This is a genomic window from Arthrobacter sp. BL-252-APC-1A (genome assembly GCF_009696625.1).
Lineage (GTDB): Bacteria > Actinomycetota > Actinomycetes > Actinomycetales > Micrococcaceae > Arthrobacter_B.
The window spans coordinates 107,181-127,535 of the sequence record NZ_VULS01000008.1; the positions used below are offsets into that span (position 1 = coordinate 107,181).

Consider the following 20,355-nt stretch of genomic DNA (forward strand, 5'->3'; position numbering starts at 1 on the left):
ATTTCCACCGGGGAACAAAATCCCGGCCCTGGACACCGGCTGCCCGGTAAAGTCCATCGGTGGAGCTGAGGGGACTCGAACCCCTGACCCCCTGCATGCCATGCAGGTGCGCTACCAGCTGCGCCACAGCCCCGAATTGCCCGCAATAAAGTACATCACAGGAAGTAAATCGGATGTGTTCTTCGTTCCGGTTTTTCCCTCCGGGGCGAAGCAACTCCTCTACTTTAGTACAGATGCCGCACAGTGCAAAATCAAACTACAGCAGTGGAATTCAGGCGGTGCGGAGCAGTTCCAGGGCGCTGCCCCGCACCTCAGGAGCTAGTCCTGCCCGGCTGCAGCTTCCCCTTCGGGGAGCTGGAGATCCACCGCGGGGCAGTCCTTCCAGAGCCGTTCCAGGGCGTAGAAGACACGGTCTTCCTCGTGCTGGACGTGCACCACAACGTTCGCGTAGTCCAGCAGCACCCAGCGGCCTTCGCTGCGGCCTTCCCGGCGGACCGGCTTCAGCCCTTCCTTGGCCAGTTCTTCCTCCACGCCGTCCACAATGGCGTTGACCTGGCGTTCGTTGGAGGCAGACGCGATGAGGAAAACGTCCGTGATCGCCAGCCGCTCGCTCACGTCGATGGCGACGATGTCATCCGCCAGCTTGGCCGACGCCGCTTTGGCAGCGGTCCGGGCGATATTCATGGATGATTCGGTGGCGCTCACATGTCTCCTTGTTTGGTATCAGCTGCCAAGGCCGCCGACGATCATTAATACTCCGAGGGTGAGGGCCAGAAGGCCCACGCCCACAATTCCCAAGGATACAAACCGTATCCGCCGGGTGCGGCCGAGGCCTGCAGTCATAACATCCAGGGGATCCAGTCCGAAGGCGCTGCGCGCGCCCACCGGCTTGGCCCCCTGATCCGCTTCAAGCGGTGCGTTTACCAGGGCATCAGCCCTGGCCAGAATCTTTGAGTGGCGCACTTCAGCGGCCGCGGCGGGTGCCTTCTCCGGTGTCCATCCGGGGCGACGATCAGCCCCGGACTGGCGGACCGAGGGCATCCGTCCCGTTGCAGGTGCCTTGCGGGCAGCCGGGTTCGACGACGTTACCACCGGCACGTGGGAAGTGGGCGGGGGCTTCATGACCGGGCGGTCGAGCCCGGGTACTTCCACGAACTCCAGCGGCGTGACCATCGCCAGGTTGTGGGCGGCGGTGGGATCCGACTGAGTGGACGACCTGCGCTGTTCGTTCTCCTGTGCCAGGCGCTGGATGTTCTGGGTGCGCCGGTTGAGCACTGCAGCGCGCTCGGCCAGCGCCCGCTGCTGCGCCAGCAGCTCCAGATCCACGGCGTTTGGGTCAGTCTGCTGAAGCGCCTCCATGGCGGCCACCTGGTTGCGTGCCTGGTGTTTCAGAGCTTCACGGGCTGCCAGGGCCTGTTCAACCGTCATGTTCGCTACATCGGCGTTCGGCTCAGCCGGCGCCTGCTTAGCTGCATCCGGCGAAGGTGCGGATGCTGTCTGCTTCTGCACCCCTGGATCCTGAGCCACGGGCTTGTTCCCGGATGCAGGCTTCTCCTGGATGGAGGGAGCGTGCCCGGGTGCAGGTGTAACAGGACTGACGACCTGTCCCGCTGCTGCCCGTGCCTGCCCCGGAGCTGCTTCCGGGCCTGCCTCTTCGGCCGCCCTGCGGCGGCGTTCGCGGCGGGTAGCCGGAGCTGCGGGGACCGGAGGGGCCGACTGCGCGGGAGCCGCAGCAGTGCTCCGCACGTTGGCCGCGTGCGCACCGCCGTGAACCGCATCCGCCGCTTCCGGCGCTGCCGCCGCTGCGGGACTGGCAGGTGCAGTGTCGCGCTGCTGCGCAGCCTGCTGTGCGGCCTGCTGCGCGAGCCGAAGCTGCCGCCGGGTAGGCGGATTGGCATCCGAAGTTTCGCGGCGGGGCTGGTTGTCGGTCAGCGCCTTGTAGGCCCTGAGCGCCTCGCGGTCCCTGGCCCGCTGCTGGGACTCCCGTTCCTGCGCTCCGGCAGCTGCCCCTGATTCAGCCGCACGGCGGCTGCGTCGGGGTGCGTCTGCGGACTCTGGACCGTTCGTCATTTCCTACCCATCCGGTGTTGATCGCTCAGGCTACTGGCTCAGTAGTGGCGGGTCTCGCCTGCTGCTGAACCGGGGTGTACAGATTGTGCTTGGCGATGTACTGCACCACGCCGTCCGGCACCAGGTACCAGACCGGCTCCGATGCCGCGACGCGCGCGCGGCAATCCGTTGAAGAGATGGCCATCGCCGGGACCTCCAGGAGACTGACGTCATCCCTGCCCATGTTCTGCAGTTCGTGGCCGGGCCTGGTCACTCCGACGAAGTGCGCCAGTGACCACAGCTCCTGGACGTCCTTCCAGGAAAGGATCTGCGCCATCGCGTCCGCGCCCGTAATGAAGAACAATTCAGCATCCGGACGCGCACTGCGAAGGTCGCGGAGCGTATCGATCGTATACGTCGGGCCGGGCCGGTCGATGTCCACGCGGCTGACCTTGAAGCGTGGATTCGAAGCCGTGGCGATTACCGTCATCAAATAACGGTGCTCCGCCGGAGTAACCTCCTGGGCGGACTTGTGCCACGGTTCACCGGTGGGCACAAAGACCACTTCGTCGAGGTCGAAAACAGAGGCCACTTCGCTTGCGGCCACGAGGTGGCCGTGGTGGATGGGATCAAACGTCCCGCCCATCACGCCCAGCCGGTAGGGACGGCTGGTTTCAGCCGTGTCCTTCTGTGCACTATTCATGGTCCCAACCGGTCCGCCCGCAGGGCTGTCCTATTCGGGGATGCCCTGGCCGTGGTCGTGCTTGTTCGGGAACTGACGCTGCGGATCCACGTGCTCCGGCACGGCCTCGTGGCGGTGGCCAAGGCTGGTGAAAGCCATGGTGGCGAACATAAGCACCATGAAAATTCCGAAGATGACCCCGCCGTATACGAACGGTGACGTTCCTGCGTGTTCTTCGGCAACTTCGGCCGCCATCAGCGCAGCACTTGAAAGCTGGATCAGCATGAATCTCCCTAAATCAACCGCCGGGCATCCCGGCAGAGCATCGTTTCTAGATCAATGGTACGCGTCCGCGGCGAGAACGCCGCAGTCCGCATCCGGTCCGGGCTCCTAGCCGCGTACCTGGCCGTCGCCCTGGATGATCCACTTGGTGGTGGTCAGTTCCTTGAGACCCATGGGCCCGCGGGCATGCATCTTCTGGGTGGAGATGCCAACTTCCGCGCCAAGGCCCAGTTCGCCGCCGTCGGTGAAGCGGGTGGAAGCGTTGACGATCACCGCGGCGGAATCGATCTCGGCGATGAAACGCTCGGCATTGGCCAGGTCATTGGTAATGATGGCTTCGGTGTGCCCGGTGGACCAGGTCCGGATGTGCTCAAGGGCTTCATCCATGGAGTCGACCATGGCAACCGCCAGGTCAAGGTCCATGTACTCACGTCCCCAGTCTTCTTCCGTGGCCTCGCTGGCAGTGGTGCCTTCGGGCAGGATCGAGCGGATCCGGTCGTCAGCGTGCAGCCGGACACCGGCAGACGCCAGCACAGCCAGCACTTCCCGGGCGGCAGCGGAGTTGCTGTGCACCAGGAGGGTTTCCACGGTGTTGCAGACGCTGGGCCTCTGGGTCTTTGCGTTGAGGAGGATGTCCACTGCCATTTCTTCCGGGGCGGATTCATCCAGGTAGATGTGGACGTTGCCTTCACCCGTTTCGATCACGGGAACAGCGGCGTTGGTGACCACGTTCTGGATCAGTTCCCGGCCGCCGCGCGGAATCAGGACGTCCACCCGTCCGCGCGCCTTCATCAGGAAGTTCGCGCCGGGGCGTCCGTACTGATCGATCGTCTGCACTGCGTCCGAGGGCAGTCCCACGGTATCGAGTGCATCGCGGATGAGGTTGACCAGCACGGTGTTGGTCTCCGCAGCGGCACTGCCGCCGCGCAGGATCACTGCGTTGCCGCTCTTCAGCGCCAGCCCTGCGATGTCCAGCGTGACATTCGGCCGGGCCTCGTAAATCGCCCCGACAACACCCAGGGGCACATGGACCTGGCGCATCCGCAGGCCGTTGGGCAGGGTCTGGCCCCGCGCCACCGATCCCACGGGATCAGGCAGGCCGGCCAGGTTCCGCAGGGCGGCTGCCAGGCCGTCAATGCGTTCGACGGTGAGGGTCAGCCGGTCCAGGAGTGCTTCGGAGGTGCCGTTCTCCCGGCCGCGTTCCACGTCCCTGGCATTGGCAGCCAGAACGACGTCGCGGCGCGCCACTACATCCTGGGCAATCTGCTCGAGTGCCAGATCCTTCCAGGCGCGGTTAGCCCGGGCCATGCGGCGCGAGGCGGCACGTGCCCGGTCCGCGATCCGGTGGACTCCGGCTTCCACTTCCTCCGGCGAGGGCGCGGCGGAAGCAGTGCGGTTCTCGGGCACGGAAGAGGTGTCTTGGACGGTCATGATCCCAGTGTAGCGGCGGTGCCGTCGGCCTGCGGGGTCCGTGACGCGGCTGCCTGGACCGCCGAGGACCCGTGCGGCTGGAGGATCACCAGGTCATTAACGTGCACGACGGAACGCTCGTAGCCCCTGCCCAGTTCCTTCGCCAGTTCCCGGGTTGAACGGCCAAGCATCCGCGGGAGCTCGTCCGAGGCGTAGTTCGTCAGGCCATGGGCCAGCACCCGTCCCGAGGTATCGCGCAGTGCCACCGGGTCGCCGGGTTCGAAATGGCCCTCGACGGCGACGATTCCGGCGGGCAGGAGCGAACGGCGCCGCTCCCCCACAGCCCGGGCAGCGCCGTCGTCCAGCACCAGTGTTCCCTGGATGCGGGCCAGGTGGGCCAGCCACAGAAGGCGGATGGGCTGGCGGACACCGCGTGTGGTGAACCAGGTGCCAACATCTTCCCCGGCCAGCGCCGCTGCGGCGTTGTCGGTGGACGTAACCAGCGCCGGAATCCCGGACTGTGCCGCGATGGTGGCGGCTTCGACCTTTGTGACCATGCCGCCGGTTCCCACGCCGGCTTTGCCGACCTTGCCGATCCGGACGTCTTCGAGGTCTTTCAGGCCTGTGACCTCCGGAATGCGGCGGGCGCCTGCGGACGGCGGGCCGTCGTAGAGCGCGTCGACGTCGGAGAGCAGGATCAGGGCATCGGCCTTCACCAGGTGGGCTACCAGGGCAGCCAGGCGGTCGTTGTCGCCGAAGCGGATCTCGTGGCTCGCCACGGTGTCGTTCTCATTGACGATAGGCACGACGCCGAAGTTCAGCAGCCGCTCCAGCGCCCGGTGGGCGTTGGCGTGATGGGTGCGCCGCATGAGGTCTTCGATGGTGAGCAGCACCTGGCTCACGGTGACGCCATGGCGCCCAAACGCTTCGGTGTAACGCGCCATCAGCAGGCCCTGGCCGACGCTTGCTGCAGCCTGCTGGGTGGAGAGCTGGGACGGGCGCTTGGACAGGCCCAGCGGGGCCAGGCCTGCCGAAATCGCACCGGAGGACACCAGGATGATCTCAGTGCCCTGCCCCCGCCGGGCCGCGAGGACGTCCGCAAGGGACGTCAGCGCTTCGTCGGAAATACCGCCGGCGACCGAGGTCAGGGAGGACGAACCTACCTTGACGACGATCCGGCGGGCACGGGCGAGCCCTGCCCTTGATTTGAGCGGGCGCCTGGGTGTGGCAATGGTCTTTGCTTCAGCTGTTTCTTCAGTCATGACCGAACCAGCCTATGCCCAAGCCCGCCCGGGCTCCGTGTCTGTGAAGCGATTAGTCGTCATCGCCTGCCGTGGGACGGGAGTGCTTGTAGTTCACCGACTCGGTCCAGATTCCAGCCTTGCGCTCGGCTTCCAGCTCGGCACGGGCTGCCGCGCGGGCATCCTTGCGCTGCTGGTGGTCCTCGCGCTTTTCATTGCGGGTGGGGCGGGAGAAATCTTCGATGCGGATGTCCGAGCCGCGCGGGGATGCAGCCAGGAGCTCGGCCCCGCCGATCATGGTCGGCTCCCAGTCGAAGACGACGCCGTCGCCCTCGCCGATGACCACAGCATCGCCGGGCTTGGCGCCTGCCTTGAAGAGCTGGTCTTCGATGCCCAGCTTCGCCAGGCGGTCGGCGAGGTAACCCACAGCTTCGTCGTTGGTGAAGTCGGTCTGCTGGACCCAGCGGACCGGCTTTTCGCCCAGGACGCGGAACAGCGGCTCCAGGTTCCGCTCTTCGCGCCGGATGGTGAATCCGCCCTTGGCGTTGACGGAACGCGGGCGGACAACGGGCGCTGCGATGCGCGGCGGAGCCGTCTCAACGGTCTTGCGGGCCTCGGCAACGATGGCAGCCATCGCGAAGCCAAGTTCGCGCAGGCCTTCGTGGCTGGCAGCGGAGACTTCGAACACGCGGTAGCCGCGCTTTTCGAGTTCAGGGCGGACAAACTCGGCCATGTCCCGTCCATCGGGGACATCCACCTTGTTCAGCGCCACCAGACGGGGACGCTGGTTCAGGGGAACGACGTCGCCGTCTGCCCCTGCGTAGCTCATGTCGACTTCGTACTTCTCGAGTTCGGCCTCGATGACGTCCAGGTCGCTGAGCGGATCACGGTCAGCTTCGAGGGCCGCGCAGTCCAGCACATGGACCAGCGCAGCGCAGCGCTCTACGTGGCGCAGGAAGTGGTGTCCGAGGCCCTTGCCTTCCGAGGCGCCTTCAATCAGGCCCGGAACGTCGGCAACGGTGAAACGGACGTCGCCGGCCTGGACCACGCCCAGGTTCGGGATGAGGGTGGTGAACGGGTAGTCCGCAATCTTGGGCCGTGCAGCGGACATCGCTGCGATGAGCGAGGACTTGCCCGCGGACGGGAAACCAACCAGGGCAATGTCGGCGATCGACTTGAGTTCCAGGACGATGTCCCGTTCATCACCCGGGGTACCAAGCAGGGCAAAGCCGGGGGCCTTGCGCTTCTGTGAGGAAAGCGAGGAGTTGCCCAGGCCGCCCTGGCCGCCGGCAGCTGCGATGTACTCGGCACCCATGCCCACCAGGTCGGCGAGGACCTTGCCATCCTTGGACTTAACGACGGTGCCTTCGGGAACCGAGAGCACCAGGGTCTCCCCCGTCTTGCCGGCCCGCCAGTCACCCATGCCAGGTCCGCCGTTGCCGGCGTGGCGGTGCGGTGCGTGGTGGTAGTCCAGCAGCGTGGTGGTCTGGCCGTCAACGCGCAGGATGACGTCGCCGCCGTCGCCGCCGTTTCCGCCGTCGGGCCCGCCCAGAGGCTTGAACTTCTCTCGCTTTACGGACACGCAACCATGGCCGCCGGCACCGCCTGAAACATGCAGTACAACACGGTCTACAAAGCTGGCCATGGTTCTCCTTGTTGAAAATTTTTGGATCAAGCCAAGTCTACTCGGCTTAAAAAAGAAGTGGGGCGGGCCATCTGGCCCGCCCCACCGGAAAAGCTATGTGCCGAAATTACTCGGCTGCTGCGACGATGTTCACGACGCGGCGGCCACGACGGCTGCCGAACTCAACAGCGCCTGCCTCCAGGGCGAACAGCGTGTCGTCTCCACCGCGGCCAACGCCTGCGCCGGGGTGGAAGTGGGTGCCACGCTGGCGAACGATGATCTCGCCGGCCTTGACGACCTGGCCGCCGAAGCGCTTCACGCCCAGGAACTGAGCGTTGGAGTCGCGGCCGTTGCGAGTAGAGCTCGCACCTTTCTTATGTGCCATTTTCTAATCCTGCCTTTGCTATGACTGACTTTGATGCCTAGGTGCGGGCACAACTCCCGCGATCCGGAACCACGTGGTCCCGGACGTTAGGAATCAGGAGTTGATGGAGGTGACCTTGACCTTGGTCAGCGAGGAGCGGTAGCCCTGACGCTTCTTGTAACCGGTCTTGTTCTTGAACTTCTGGATAACAATCTTCGGACCCCGGAAGTTTTCGATAACTTCTGCCGTAACCGTAACCTTGGCCAGGTCCTTGGCGGCAGAGGTGACCTTGTCGCCATCAACCAAAAGCAGGGCAGGCAGCTCAAAAGTGCTACCGGCTCCACCGGGGACGCGGTCCAGGGTTACGAGGTCTCCGACGGAAACCTTTTCTTGGCGGCCGCCAGCGCGGACAATCGCGTACACCACTTGGGAACTCACTTCTCTCGACGTTTAATACTTGGATGCGCACTTCCCCGGACCTTCAAATGTGTCCGGTTTGCGCCATGCAGTCACGCCCTGTACCGAATAACGGCTTAGAAGGCGTTCGCACCGAAGTTCAAGGCTACGCTAAGGGACCTATATGCCGCAAATGCACGGCTGACCCCGGCGTGCCATCCTCCGGCTGTACTGGGGACGTCACTGCGCTTACTACCATTCTATAGCACTGGCGGACCGGCCCCAACCGCAGAGGATCAGCACACAGCACAGCTCCCGCCCGGAGTCCGGACGGGAGCTGTGCTGTGTGCTGCTGAGGGACGCTTAGAGGTCCGAGGCGGGAACCCCAACCCCAAGGATTACCGGTGCGGCAGCCTCCGCCCGCGGAGCAGCCGGCGCGGCGGCGACCGCAGTTGTGCTGCTGCCCTGGGCGCCGGAGGCATCCCGTTCCTGAATGATCTGTGCGTCAGCAGATCCCTGCGGGCTGCGTGCTGCACGGCGGCGGCGAGGGCGGCGGGCAGGCTCAGCAGCTTCCGGAGCCGCTTCACGCACGGGCTCACCGGTTCCCCGGCCGTTGCCCTTTTCCGTGCCGGCCGAAGCCTGCTCATCCTTCGCCGGCTGCGGTTCCCGGCCGGAGACCGGAGAAACCTCATTGAATGCCTCGGTAAGGCTTTCCAGCGTCAGCTGGACGTCCTGGCGTACCGGCCGGCGCCGTTCCCTGCGGGGAACCACCACAGTTTCTCCCTGGATCCGCAGGATAGCCCCGGCTTCTGCCGGAACGTCGTCGTGCGGTTCCTTGATCAGCGGCTTCTCACCGGGCTCCGCGGCCTCGGAAGCTGCATCCGTCCGGGGGGCATCCTCGTTGGCGGGAGCCTCGGTACCGGCGTCGTGCGCCGCTGCCGTGGCGGCAGCGATCGTAGCCAGGGCAGCGCGGGCCGCCTCGGCCTTTGCGGCGCGCTCGGCGTCGTCGGTCTGCGGTTCTTCCACCTTGGGCTGCTCAACCGGCGCAGCGGGCTGCTGCTGGTTCTGGTTCTGTCCGCCCCGGCTGCGGCGCTTGCGCTCTCCGCGGGTCTGCTTTTCCTGCTTCAGGTGCGCGGAGTGGTTGTCCTCGGACACTGCGTGGCTGGTGTGGCTGGTGCTGCGCCGGTGTTCCACGGGGATGTCGTGCGTGATGACACCGCGGCCTGCGCAGTGCTGGCATTCTTCGCCGAAGACTTCCAGCAGGCCGGTACCCATCCGCTTGCGCGTCATCTGGACCAGGCCAAGGGAAGTTACCTCAGCGACCTGGTGCTTGGTGCGGTCGCGTCCCAGGCACTCAACCAGGCGGCGGAGCACAAGGTCGCGGTTGGCTTCCAGGACCATGTCGATGAAGTCAATGACGATGATGCCGCCAATGTCCCGCAGCCGCAGCTGGCGGACAACTTCCTCCGCCGCTTCCAGGTTGTTCTTGGTGACTGTCTCTTCGAGGTTGCCGCCGCTGCCGGTGAACTTGCCGGTGTTGACGTCCACTACGGTCATGGCTTCGGTGCGGTCGATTACCAGCGACCCGCCCGAAGGCAGGAACACCTTGCGGTCCAGGGCCTTCGCGATCTGCTCATCGATGCGGCTGGCCGCGAAGATGTCCTCGTCCTTGGTCCACTTCTCCAGCCGTCCCACCAGATCCGGGGCTACGTAGGTCACGTAGGCCTCGATGGTGTCCCAGGCTTCCTCACCGGAAACGATCAGCTTGGAGAAGTCCTCGTTGAAGACGTCACGGACAACCTTGATGGTCAGGTCCGGTTCACCGTAGAGCAGCTCCGGGGGAAGGGTCTTGGTGGACTTTGCCTTCGCCTCGATGTTCTCCCACTGTGCACGCAGGCGGTTGATGTCATTCATCAGCTCCTCTTCGGAAGCCCCTTCGGCCGCCGTGCGGACAATGACGCCGGCGTTCTGCGGAAGGTGGTCCTTGAGGATCTTCTTGAGCCGGTTGCGCTCGACGTCGGGCAGCTTGCGGGAGATGCCGGTCATGGAGCCGCCCGGGACGTATACCAGGTAGCGGCCGGGCAGGGAGATCTGGCTGGTCAGGCGGGCACCCTTGTGGCCCACCGGGTCCTTGGTGACCTGGACCAGGACGGAATCCCCGGACTTCAGTGCAAGTTCAATGCGGCGCGGCTGGCCGTCCAGGCCTGCGGCATCCCAGTTGACCTCACCGGCATAGAGCACGGCGTTGCGGCCGCGGCCAATGTCGACGAAGGCAGCTTCCATGCTGGGCAGCACGTTCTGGACCTTGCCGACGTAGACGTTGCCGATCAGGGAATCCTGCTGCGTGTTGGAAACGAAGTGCTCAGCCAGGACGCCGTCTTCGAGGACGCCAATCTGGATCCTGTCGTCGCGCTGGCGGACGATCATCTGCCGGTCCACGGATTCGCGGCGCGCCAGGAACTCAGCCTCGGTGATGACGTGGCGGCGGCGGCCGGACTCACGGGATTCGCGCCGGCGCTGCTTCTTGGCTTCCAGGCGGGTGGAACCCTTTACGGACGTGACGCGGTCGCTCACCGGAGCGTCCGCGTGGGCCCGGGGCGCACGCACGCGGGTCACCGTGTTGGGCGGATCGTCGTCGGATCCTCCGGTCAGTTCCAGGTCCGCGTCACCGCGGCGGCGGCGACGGCGGCGCCGTGAGGTGACGCCCTCGGCGTTTTCCTCGGCGGGAGCTGCATCGCTGCCGTCAGCGCCTTCGCTGTCGGTACCTGCCTCGCCCTCAGTGCGTGACCGGCCCCGGCTGCGGCGGCGGCTGCGGCGTGAACGGTTGGACTCCCGGGATTCTTCATCGGATTCGTCCTCGTCGCTGCCCTCGGCTGAGGCAGCGGCAGCGGCCAGGGCCTGGACCGCGGTGAGGTCGGGAGCGTGGAAAAGGACGGAAGTCGGTGATTCCGGGATGGCGAAGGGATCAAGGACCGCAGCGGCAGCCGCAGGCTTGCTCTCTTCTTCCTTGGCGCCCTTGGCCTTCGGCGCTTCTTCAGCCGGCGTTACGGCATCAGCAGGAGCTGCGTCGGCGGGAGCTTCGACCTGTTCCTTGTCTCCGGGGGCCTCGTCTGCAGGAACCTTGTCCGAGGGAGCCGCGGCCTCGGCGGCAGGACCTGCCTTGGCGGTTGCGCGGCGCCTGGTACGTGTCCGGGGTGCCGGTGCCGTTTCGACGGGCGCTTCGGGCTCCCCGGCACCGCTGACAGCCTGTTCTGCATCATCGGGAACTGCCTCGGCGGCTTTCTTGGCCGGGGCACGGCGACGGCGAACGGTCTTGGCGGGTGCTTCGGCGGCGGGTGCGGGGGCTTCGGTATCTGCGGTGGCCGGCTCTTCGCCAGCACCCGGGGCGGCGGGGGTTTCCTCTGCCGCCGCAGCCGGCTTGCGGCGCGGGGCTCGGGTCCGCTTTGGCTTCGCGGCGGGCTCGGCCTCGTCCACGGCAGGCGCCGCAGAGGCCTGCTCGGCGGGGGATTCAGTCAGTGCGGGTTCCTCCCGCTCCGCTGCCGGCGCAGCGGCCGTCTTGCGGCGTGCCCGCGGGGCTCGCTTAGCCGGTGTTTTGACAGCTTCGTCAGCCGGCGAATCCGTTTCCGTCATCGGGGGAACGGCCGGGGCCGTCTCAGCGGGTTCAACTGCTTCTTCTGTTGTGCGGTCAATATTCATATAAAGCTATGCTCCGGCCCCCGCGGCACTGGCCACATTCCAATGCCCGGAGGGCAATGTATCGGCTGTGCGGGGGCATCAAAGCCAGCGCCAGCCGGAAGTCGTCTAAATGTCATCCGAGGTCGCACCATCGTGAGGGCGCGGCATCACTCGCAAGACCAGCGGCGCTTTTCCTGCTACCTGCTCGGAACGGCTAGGCGTTTGGGCTGGGTAGGGCTGTTCGGCGGATTCCCCTGCCCCATCCGGATTGATGGGCATTCTTGCCTTGGGAAGCATCGCCGACAGCACCGGAAGCCTGTCGCTGGACCGATAACGGAATGTGGTTCCGCTATCAGCCACAGCCATTATCTCACACGGAGGTCAAATAGGCTCTAGCAACCACATAGAATCGGACCACCGACACCCGGCTAAAGGAGCAGCACGTGCCTTCCCGTTCCATCAGCACCACCCCCGCCGCGGCCCCGGACGGGAGCGCCGGCGAAGCCGGGATCGTCCGCTCCGTGCAGCAAAAACCGTTCGCGTGGCTGGTCCTCATCACCTCGGTTATCGGCTGGCTGGGTTCCGGAATCCTGGTTATCGAGCGCCTCCGCGTCTACGCGGATTCCACCTACATTACGAGCTGCGACATCAGCCCCTGGGTCTCCTGCGGAACGGTCTTCCAGACCTGGCAGGCAGCACTGTTCGGCTTCCCGAACCCGCTGATCGGCATAGTGGCATTCGCGGTGATGATCACGGTCGCCATGTCGATGCTGGCAGGCGGCCGGTTTGCCCGCTGGTACTGGGCTGCCGTCCAGGCCGGCGTGACGCTCGGCATGGTCTTCGTCGTGTGGCTCTGGAGCCAGGCCCTCTTCGACATCTATGTCCTGTGCATCTACTGCATTGTTGTCTGGACCGCCATGATTCCGCTGTTCGTCTTCACTACTGTCCGCAACCTCGCCCATGGCGTAATTCCGGCACCGGCCGCGCTGGTTCGTTTTGTGTCGGAATGGGCCTGGGTCATCACCGCACTGCTGTGGGTGGCAACAGCTGCCTCAATCTTCTTCCGCTTTATGAACTCGTTCCTGGGCAGCTGATCCACTGGCAGGGCACTGCCGGTCCCGGCGGGACCGGCAGTGCCGCACCGGGCTCCTAGCCGAGCGGGAAGGCCCATCCGAGTACAGCGGGCTCGCGCTGGCCGTCCCACACTCCCACGAGCGACGGCGGCGGTGCAGCCCGCCCGCCCAGGTCAAGAAGCCGGACCAGGGAGAGCTCCCAGTGCTCTTTCTGCATTCTGGTCACGGTCCACCCCGCAGGTTCCCGCTCCGGTGCCTCCACCAGTTCCTCGCCGTCGGGCATGCCGCTGGTTTCAAGCGTCATGGTCTGCGGGAGTTCGCGGCGGACGCCGTTTTCCTCGGTGTAAAGCGAAGCCTGGCCAACTCCGTCGATCACTGCCGCGGCGAAGGCGTCCACATATACCGGGTCCCCGCACGCGTCGTACACCCAGCGCCGGCCCAGCACCGAGTGCTCCATTGTTCCCACCAAAAAAGCTTCGGCGCCCTGCAGCGGTCCTGGCCGATAGGTCAGCGGAACCTGGACGGTCTGCGTGCCGGCACGCACAATGTGCGTCTCCATGCCCACCTCGCCCTTCGGGTCATCGAAGCGGTAGGCGGCAAGGGGCTCGGCCTGGATCCCGGATCCGGCCTCCTCCGGCGGGAACCACGGCGCCGTGGGGAGCCAGCCGGAGATCAATTCCATTTTCGTAGGGTGCAGGTCAGCCTGGTAGATGATTGCCATGCGCCCCAGCCTAGCCATGGCTGCCCTGAATATGCAGCAGGCCGGCACCCCGTAACGGGGAGCCGGCCTGCTGCCAGTCAATCCGGAAAAGCTGTTACTTGCCGAACCAGATGCCGATCTCGCGTTCAGCGGACTCAACAGAATCCGAGCCGTGGACCAGGTTCTGCTGCACTTTGGTTCCCCAGTCCCGGCCAAAGTCGCCGCGGATTGTTCCCGGCGCAGCCGTGGTCGGTTCGGTGGTGCCCGCCAGTGAACGGAAGCCTTCGATGACGCGCTGGCCTTCGAAGACAGCCGCCACGATCGGACCGCTGAGCATGAATTCGACCAGCGGCTCGTAGAACGGCTTGCCAACGTGCTCGGCGTAGTGCTCCTCGAGCAGTTCCCGGGTAGCGTCCATCTTCTTGAGTTCGACCATGGTGTAACCCTTGGCTTCAATGCGGGCCAGAATGGCGCCGGTCAGGTTCCGCTTGACGCCGTCGGGCTTGATCAGGACGAGTGTGCGCTCGGTGCTCACGCTTGGTATCTCCTTGGAGGTTGGGGTAGCTGGTTCTAAGCCTAACTGCTGGCTTCGCCGGTTTCCGCCGATTGGGTGGCTTCCCACTGCGCCTGTTCCGCATCCCGCTGCCGGTTTTCCCGGTCAAGGCGGGCGCCGGCACGCAGCGCATACCACCAGGTCCCCGCGAAGAGAGCACCTACCAGGAACATCATGGGTTCCAGGAAACCCGTGGCGATGATGCACAGCTGCAGGATCCAGCCGATCCAGGGACCTGCGGGCTTGGAGAGGAACGCGCAGGCGACGATCAGCGCGACCGCGAGAAGAATTCCCCCGGCAAGGATCACGAGCGGTTCCACCCGGTCCCGCTGCAGTCCAAAAATGGCCAGGGTTCCGAACAGCACCACGAACGCTTCCAGGCTCAGGACAGTGGATGCAAACATCACCCGGATGGAGCGGCGCTTTTTGGGCATGCCCGGGCGCCATTCGCGCTGGGCCTTGGTCATACGTGCCATGTGCTTACTTTCCGAGAAGGGTGCGCGCTTCCGCGACCACCGTGATGGAACCGATGACGAGCACTCCCCCGGCGAGGTCGTTGTTTTCCTCCGCCTTGGCCACAGCCCACTCGATCGCATTGTCCAGGCCCTGTTCAACCTGGATGTCCTCGTCGGCAAATCCGGCGTCCACGGCGTCCTGAACAAGTTCATCCGCCGGGATGGCCCGCGGCGAGCTGGACTGGGTGAGGCAGATGCCGGTGACGATGTCCCCGAGTACCTCATGCAGTTCGGCAAGGATCCCGACGGCGTCCTTTTCTGCCAGGATGCCCACCACCAGTACCAGCGAAGACAGGTTGAAGGACTCAAGCACTGCCTGGGCACTCACCTTGGCGCCGGCCGGGTTGTGCGCAGCATCCACAATGATCGTCGGTGCGGTGCGGACAACCTCCAGCCGGCCGGGAGATGTCACGGTCTGGAAACCGGTGCGCAGCAGTTCGACGTCGAGTTCCTTGTTCCCGCCGCCAATGAACGCCTCCAGCGCGGCGACGGCAACTGCGGCGTTCTGCGCCTGGTGCTCGCCATGCAGCGGCACCAGCAGGTCCTCGTAGCGTCCGGCCAGCCCGTTGACTGTCACCATCTGGCCGCCAACGGCCATGGTGCGGGACTCAACGCCGAACTCGATTCCTTCGAACCGGAACGGGACTCCTGCCTCAGTGGCCTTCTCCAGCAGGACCTGCGCAGCTTCAACCGGCTGGGCGGCACTGACCAGGAAGCCGTTTTCCTTGATGATCCCGGCCTTCTCCAGGGCGATGTCCGCGACGTCGTCACCGAGCAGCTCGGTGTGGTCCAGCGAAATAGGGGTCACCACGGAAACGGCGCCGTCGCCCACGTTCGTGGCATCGGTGATGCCGCCCAGGCCAACCTCGATCACGGCCACGTCCACCGGTTCGTCCGCGAAGACCGCGAACGCCAGGATCGTGACGCACTCGAAATAGGTGAGCCGGGGTTCCCCCGCGGCGTCCAGTTCGGCGTCGACCATCTGCAGGTATGGATGGATCTCGTCCCAGATCCGGACGAAGGTCTCATCCGCCACCGGTTCACCGTCGATGCTGATGCGCTCGGTGACCTTGGTCAGGTGCGGGCTGGTGTAGCGGCCGGTGCGCAGCCCGTAGGCGCGCAGGCCGCCCTCGATCAGCCGCGCCGTCGAGGTCTTGCCGTTGGTCCCCGTGATGTGGATGATCGGGAACGCCTTGTTCGGCTCGCCCAGGATTTCCATGGCCCGGAAAAGCGGAGCCATGCGCGGCTCCATCTTGTTTTCCGGGGCGCGGCTGAGCAGCTCAGCGTAGACGCTTTCCACGGAGAAACCGTCAATGGAGCCTGACGGGGTGTCTTCAGTGCTCATCAGATCTTCTCCACGGTCACGATGTACTTGTCTGTGTCCTTGTCGTTCTCCCTGACCGTCAGGTCGCCAACAACAATCAGCTCCTCCGTAAGGGTTTCGGCCTTGATCAGGCTGACGTTGGCTTCCAGCGCGGCCGCGTCGGCCTCCGTCGTGGAGACGGTCGTGCGGATCCGGTCGCTGATGTGCAGGTCTGCGTCGCGGCGGGCCTGCTGGATGGCGCGGATGGCGTCACGTGCGGTGCCTTCAGCAGCCAGTTCCGGGGTGACCTCAGTGTCCAGGACCAGGAAGCCCCCTCCGGGCAGCACTGCCACTGCCTTGGAGGACTCGCCCTCTCCGGACTCCACCACGGTTTCCAGCGTGTACTCGTGCTCCTGGAGCTCCAGTCCCCCGGCGGTCACGGTACCGTCTTCCGCGACGGACCAGTCCCCTGACTTCGAGGCCTTGATCGCGGTCTGGACGTTCTTGCCCAGGCGCGGACCCGCGGCGCGGGCGTTGACCACAAGCTTCTGCGTGATGCCGAACTCCGCGGGATCCGCTGCGCCTGCATCCACCAGGCGGACGGACTTGAGGTTCAGTTCATCGGCGATGATGGCCGCGAACTGTCCTTCGAGCGCTTCTGCGTCCGGTGCCACCACGGTCATGCCCGCGAGCGGCAGCCGCACACGGAGGTTGGCAGCCTTGCGCAGCGAGGAACCGACGGAGGCGATCTTGCGGGTCAGGTCCATGCGGGCCACCAGATCCGGATCCCGCGGGAAGGCACCGGCTTCGGGCCAGTCCGTCAGGTGCACGGAGCGCCCGCCGGTCAGGCCGCGCCAGATCTCCTCGGAGACCAGGGGAAGCAGCGGTGCTGCCACCCTGCAGAGCGCTTCGAGGCAGGTGTAGAGCACATCGAAAGCCTGGGTGTCTTCGTCGAAGAACCGGGTGCGGCTGCGGCGGACGTACCAGTTGGTGAGCGTGTCCATGTAGGCACGCAGCATTTCGCAGGCGACGGACACGTCATAGGTGTCCAGCGCCGTCGTCATGTTCCGGATGAGGTCGCCGGTGGCGGCCAGCATGTACGTGTCCAGGGGCTCGGTGGACTCGTGGCGCAGTGTTGCCTCGTAGCCGGCCCCGTTGTTCGCGGCGTTGGTGTAGAGCGTGAAGAAGTGCCATACGTTCCAGAGCGGCAGGATCACCTGCCGGACGCCGTCGCGGATGCCCTGTTCGGTGACAACCAGGTTGCCGCCGCGCAGGATCGGGGAAGCCATCAGGAACCAGCGCATGGCGTCGGAACCGTCGCGGTCCAGGACCTCGGAAACGTCCGGGTAGTTCCGCAGGGACTTGGACATCTTCTGCCCGTCCGAGCCAAGCACGATGCCGTGGCTGATGACGTTGCGGAATGCCGGGCGGTCAAAGAGAGCCGTGGCCAGGATGTGCAGCGTGTAGAACCAGCCGCGGGTCTGGCCGATGTACTCCACAATGAAGTCGCCCGGGTTGTGGTGCTCGAACCAGTCGGCGTTCTCATGCGGGTAGTGCACCTGGGCGTACGGCATCGAACCGGAGTCGAACCATACGTCCAGCACGTCCTCGACCCGGCGCATGGTGGACTTGCCGGTGGGATCGTCCGGGTTGGGGCGCGTCAGTTCATCGATGAACGGACGGTGCAGGTCCGGCTGGCCTTCCTTGTTCAGCGGCAGGCGGCCGAAGTCGGCTTCCATCTCCGCGAGGGAACCGTAGACGTCGGTGCGCGGGTAGTTGGGGTCGTCCGAAACCCACACCGGGATGGGGCTGCCCCAGTACCGGTTGCGACTGATCGACCAGTCGCGGGCATTTTCGAGCCACTTGCCGAACTGCCCGTCCTTGACGTTCTCCGGGATCCAGTTGATCTCCTGGTTCAGCTCGATCATGCGGTCCTTGATCTTGGTGACCTCCACGAACCAGGAGGACACTGCCTTGTAGATCAGCGGGTTCCGGCAGCGCCAGCAGTGCGGGTAGCTGTGCTCGTAGCTGGCCTGGCGCAGCAGGCGGCCTTCGGACTTGAGCTCGCGGGTGATCGGCTTGTTCGCCTCGAAGACCTGCAGGCCGGCGATTTCGGACAGCGGCCCTTCGCCGAACATGGGCAGGAACTTGCCGCCTTCATCGACGGAGAGGATCACGGGGATGCCGTTGGCTTCGCAGACCTTCTGGTCATCTTCACCGTAGGCCGGAGCCTGGTGGACAATGCCGGTGCCGTCGGTCGTGGTGACGTAGTCGGCCACAACGAACTTCCAGGCGTTGGACGTGCCCCACTTTTCGGCGTCGGCGTAGTAGTCCCAGAGCGGCGTGTAGCGCAGGCCTTCGAGTTCCTTGCCCGTGTGCACGGAGGTAACGGCGGCACGGGCCGCATCGGCGTCGTCGTACCCAAGATCCTTGGCGTAGGAAGCGACCAGGTCCTCGGCCAGGAGGAAGCGGCCTTCACCGGCCGTCCCCTGATCGAGCATGGTGCCGTTGGGGCCGGCGGGCACGACGGCGTAACGAACGTCCGGCCCGACGGCGAGGGCCAGGTTGGTGGGCAGCGTCCACGGCGTGGTGGTCCAGGCGATGGCGTTGACGCCCTCGAGCTCGGCGGAGAGCACGTTGTCCCCGGCGATAATCGGGAACGTCACGGTGACGGTCTGGTCCTGGCGCATCTTGTAGACGTCGTCGTCCATGCGCAGCTCGTGGTTGGACAGCGGAGTCTCGTCCTTCCAGCAGTACGGGAGCACCCGGAAACCGCTGTAGGTCAGGCCCTTTTCATGCAGGGTCTTGAAGGCCCAGATGACCGACTCCATGTACTCAACGTTGAGCGTCTTGTAGTCGTTCTCGAAGTCCACCCAGCGTGCCTGGCGGGTGACGTAGTCCTGCCATTCACCGGCGTACTTCATGACCGAGGCGCGGCAGGCATCGTTGAACTTGTCGATGCCCATCTTCTCGATCTGGACCTTGTCACTCATGCCGAGCTGCTTCATGGCTTCCAGTTCAGCGGGCAGCCCGTGGGTGTCCCAGCCGAAGCGGCGCTCAACGCGGTGTCCGCGCTGGGTCTGGTAGCGGGCCACCAGGTCCTTCACGTAACCGGTGAGCAGGTGGCCATAGTGCGGCAGGCCGTTGGCGAAGGGAGGGCCGTCGTAGAAGACAAACTCGTTGGAGCCATCTTCGCCGGCGGGCCGGGCGTCGATGGAGGCCTGGAAGGTGCCGTCCTCATCCCAGTACTTCAGGACCCGTTCTTCGATCTCGGGGAACCTGGGTGAGGAGGCTGCTGCTTCGGCGGAATCGCCCGTGGAGGCCTTGGGGTAGATCTGTGGCATGTTCGTCATCCTGGTAGCGGCAAATGAATCTGGCTGTGAAACAGGATGCGAGGGCGAACTTCTCTTCCCGGCGCGAACGCCGGGGATAAGCCGCGGTACCACCTCGCTTGCCGCCGTCGTACGCCCGATCCTGCTGGGTGCGCGCCGGCTGCCGCTCGTTGACTGCTGTGACGGGCTTACCCGTCCGGTTCTACTGGGCGCATTCAGTTCTGCTTCAGTTATGCGCCGTTCTTCCGGAAGCTCACCGGTGATGGCCGGGTCAAAGCTGCTTGGCCCAGTTTAGGCCACGGCCGGGGCTGATGTCGAAGCCCCGGCCGGCCAGTGCCTAGCGGCGGATTACTTTGTGCTGCGCGGCCTGCGCCACCGGGCGGATGACCACCTGGTCAAGGTTGACGTGGTGCGGGGCATTCAGTGCATAGGCCATGACGTCTGCAACGTCCTCTGCCGTGAGGGGCTTTTCGACGCCGGCGTAGATCTTCTCTGCCGCTGCTGCGTCCCCGAGCCGGTTCAGGGAGAACTCCTCGGTCTTCACCATGCCGGGCAGGATTTCGATGACCCGCACGTTGTGTTCGGCTTCCTCAAGCCGCAGCGCCTGGGTCATAGCTTCCTCGCCGGCCTTGGCTGCGCAGTAGCCGGCTCCTCCTTCATAAGCTGCGAGCGCGGCGGTGGAGGTCAGCATGAGGATGGAGCCGTGCCCGTTTTCCCGCAGTGCCGGCAGGAAGGCCTGCGTTACGTTGAGCGCGCCAAGCACGTTGACGTTGTACATGTTTACCCAGTCCTCGGGCTTGCCTGCCGCTACCGTGTCCATACCGAAAGCGCCGCCGGCGTTGTTCACGATGGCGTCCACTCCCCCGCCCGCCAGTACCTCGCGGGCCATGGCATCGACGGAGCTGCGGTCTGTGACATCGCAGGCAACGATCCGGGCGCCGGTTTCCTCTGCCAGTTCCTGCAGACGTTCCCGGCGGCGGGCGACGGCGATGACGTCCCAACCTGTCTTCCGCAGGGCACGGACTGCTGCCGCACCGATTCCCGAGCTTGCTCCGGTTACAACCACGCGCTTGTTCGTCATGGGAGCAACCCTAGCGAACTTGTGTTGCCTGCGGCCCGGTGCGGGTCGTGCTGTGTCGCGGGGGGGTGCCGCCCT

General features: G+C 65.3%; 17 protein-coding genes and 1 tRNA gene. 1 reads left to right on the forward strand and 17 read right to left on the reverse strand.

Features of this window, described 5'->3' with window-relative positions:
• Positions 1–60: 60 nt before the first annotated feature.
• From FYJ28_RS12875 to FYJ28_RS12925, 11 genes are all read right to left on the reverse strand, one after another.
• A tRNA-Ala gene (locus FYJ28_RS12875) sits at positions 61–133 on the reverse strand.
• A gap of 185 nt (positions 134–318) precedes the next feature.
• On the reverse strand, positions 319–705 hold the full coding sequence (gene rsfS / locus FYJ28_RS12880) for a ribosome silencing factor (RefSeq protein WP_055240890.1): 387 nt from the start codon (positions 703–705) through the stop codon (positions 319–321).
• Between the two features lie 18 nt (positions 706–723).
• Positions 724–2,070: a hypothetical protein gene (locus FYJ28_RS12885; protein WP_055240889.1), complete on the reverse strand. Its 1,347-nt coding sequence runs from the start codon at positions 2,068–2,070 to the stop codon at positions 724–726.
• A gap of 25 nt (positions 2,071–2,095) precedes the next feature.
• Entirely contained in the window at positions 2,096–2,752 is a 657-nt protein-coding gene (gene nadD / locus FYJ28_RS12890; RefSeq protein ID WP_082413499.1) for a nicotinate-nucleotide adenylyltransferase, read from the reverse strand.
• 30 nt (positions 2,753–2,782) lie between these two features.
• The gene (locus FYJ28_RS12895) at positions 2,783–3,016 is read right to left on the reverse strand and encodes a hypothetical protein (protein ID WP_055240888.1); all 234 of its coding nucleotides are present in this window, start codon (positions 3,014–3,016) and stop codon (positions 2,783–2,785) included.
• A 105-nt stretch (positions 3,017–3,121) separates the two neighbouring features.
• Positions 3,122–4,444, reverse strand: a complete 1,323-nt coding sequence (locus FYJ28_RS12900) for a glutamate-5-semialdehyde dehydrogenase (protein WP_154579557.1) — start codon at positions 4,442–4,444, stop codon at positions 3,122–3,124.
• Positions 4,441–5,685, reverse strand: a complete 1,245-nt coding sequence (proB, locus tag FYJ28_RS12905) for a glutamate 5-kinase (protein WP_055240886.1) — start codon at positions 5,683–5,685, stop codon at positions 4,441–4,443. Before proB ends, FYJ28_RS12900 begins: the two co-directional genes overlap by 4 nt.
• Before the next feature lie 52 nt (positions 5,686–5,737).
• A complete protein-coding gene (gene obgE, locus FYJ28_RS12910; RefSeq protein WP_055240885.1) occupies positions 5,738–7,309 on the reverse strand; it encodes a GTPase ObgE in 1,572 nt (523 codons plus the stop codon).
• A 106-nt stretch (positions 7,310–7,415) separates the two neighbouring features.
• A complete protein-coding gene (gene rpmA / locus FYJ28_RS12915; protein WP_055240884.1) occupies positions 7,416–7,673 on the reverse strand; it encodes a 50S ribosomal protein L27 in 258 nt (85 codons plus the stop codon).
• Between the two features lie 93 nt (positions 7,674–7,766).
• Complete coding sequence (gene rplU, locus FYJ28_RS12920) at positions 7,767–8,078, reverse strand: 50S ribosomal protein L21 (RefSeq protein WP_055240883.1); 312 nt, start codon at positions 8,076–8,078, stop codon at positions 7,767–7,769.
• A 333-nt stretch (positions 8,079–8,411) separates the two neighbouring features.
• Positions 8,412–11,744, reverse strand: a complete 3,333-nt coding sequence (locus tag FYJ28_RS12925; RefSeq protein ID WP_154579558.1) for an Rne/Rng family ribonuclease — start codon at positions 11,742–11,744, stop codon at positions 8,412–8,414.
• Between the two features lie 422 nt (positions 11,745–12,166).
• On the opposite strand from FYJ28_RS12925, the gene FYJ28_RS12930 reads away from it, so the two are divergent.
• Positions 12,167–12,817, forward strand: a complete 651-nt coding sequence (locus FYJ28_RS12930) for a vitamin K epoxide reductase family protein (protein ID WP_055240882.1) — start codon at positions 12,167–12,169, stop codon at positions 12,815–12,817.
• 55 nt (positions 12,818–12,872) lie between these two features.
• Here the strand turns inward: FYJ28_RS12930 and FYJ28_RS12935 are convergent, their stop codons facing one another.
• From FYJ28_RS12935 to FYJ28_RS12960, 6 genes are all read right to left on the reverse strand, one after another.
• A complete protein-coding gene (locus FYJ28_RS12935) occupies positions 12,873–13,517 on the reverse strand; it encodes a CG0192-related protein (protein ID WP_055240881.1) in 645 nt (214 codons plus the stop codon).
• A 94-nt stretch (positions 13,518–13,611) separates the two neighbouring features.
• Positions 13,612–14,031: a nucleoside-diphosphate kinase gene (gene ndk, locus FYJ28_RS12940; protein WP_326831700.1), complete on the reverse strand. Its 420-nt coding sequence runs from the start codon at positions 14,029–14,031 to the stop codon at positions 13,612–13,614.
• Between the two features lie 41 nt (positions 14,032–14,072).
• Complete coding sequence (locus FYJ28_RS12945; protein WP_154579559.1) at positions 14,073–14,525, reverse strand: DUF4233 domain-containing protein; 453 nt, start codon at positions 14,523–14,525, stop codon at positions 14,073–14,075.
• A 4-nt stretch (positions 14,526–14,529) separates the two neighbouring features.
• Complete coding sequence (locus tag FYJ28_RS12950; RefSeq protein ID WP_154579560.1) at positions 14,530–15,909, reverse strand: bifunctional folylpolyglutamate synthase/dihydrofolate synthase; 1,380 nt, start codon at positions 15,907–15,909, stop codon at positions 14,530–14,532.
• Positions 15,909–19,211, reverse strand: a complete 3,303-nt coding sequence (gene ileS, locus FYJ28_RS12955) for an isoleucine--tRNA ligase (protein WP_229780447.1) — start codon at positions 19,209–19,211, stop codon at positions 15,909–15,911. Before ileS ends, FYJ28_RS12950 begins: the two co-directional genes overlap by 1 nt.
• Positions 19,212–19,536: 325 nt before the next feature.
• Complete coding sequence (locus FYJ28_RS12960) at positions 19,537–20,280, reverse strand: SDR family oxidoreductase (RefSeq protein WP_154579562.1); 744 nt, start codon at positions 20,278–20,280, stop codon at positions 19,537–19,539.
• Positions 20,281–20,355 lie beyond the last annotated feature (75 nt).

Coding starts and splice junctions, on each gene's coding strand:
- FYJ28_RS12885 (WP_055240889.1), bottom strand. CDS start 2,070: ATGACGAACGGTCCAGAGTCCGCAGACGCACCCCGACGCAGCCGCCGT.
- nadD (WP_082413499.1), bottom strand. CDS start 2,752: ATGAATAGTGCACAGAAGGACACGGCTGAAACCAGCCGTCCCTACCGG.
- FYJ28_RS12895 (WP_055240888.1), bottom strand. CDS start 3,016: ATGCTGATCCAGCTTTCAAGTGCTGCGCTGATGGCGGCCGAAGTTGCC.
- FYJ28_RS12900 (WP_154579557.1), bottom strand. CDS start 4,444: ATGACCGTCCAAGACACCTCTTCCGTGCCCGAGAACCGCACTGCTTCC.
- proB (WP_055240886.1), bottom strand. CDS start 5,685: ATGACTGAAGAAACAGCTGAAGCAAAGACCATTGCCACACCCAGGCGC.
- obgE (WP_055240885.1), bottom strand. CDS start 7,309: ATGGCCAGCTTTGTAGACCGTGTTGTACTGCATGTTTCAGGCGGTGCC.
- rpmA (WP_055240884.1), bottom strand. CDS start 7,673: ATGGCACATAAGAAAGGTGCGAGCTCTACTCGCAACGGCCGCGACTCC.
- FYJ28_RS12925 (WP_154579558.1), bottom strand. CDS start 11,744: ATGAATATTGACCGCACAACAGAAGAAGCAGTTGAACCCGCTGAGACG.
- FYJ28_RS12935 (WP_055240881.1), bottom strand. CDS start 13,517: ATGGCAATCATCTACCAGGCTGACCTGCACCCTACGAAAATGGAATTG.
- FYJ28_RS12945 (WP_154579559.1), bottom strand. CDS start 14,525: ATGGCACGTATGACCAAGGCCCAGCGCGAATGGCGCCCGGGCATGCCC.
- FYJ28_RS12950 (WP_154579560.1), bottom strand. CDS start 15,909: ATGAGCACTGAAGACACCCCGTCAGGCTCCATTGACGGTTTCTCCGTG.
- ileS (WP_229780447.1), bottom strand. CDS start 19,211: ATGCCACAGATCTACCCCAAGGCCTCCACGGGCGATTCCGCCGAAGCA.
- FYJ28_RS12960 (WP_154579562.1), bottom strand. CDS start 20,280: ATGACGAACAAGCGCGTGGTTGTAACCGGAGCAAGCTCGGGAATCGGT.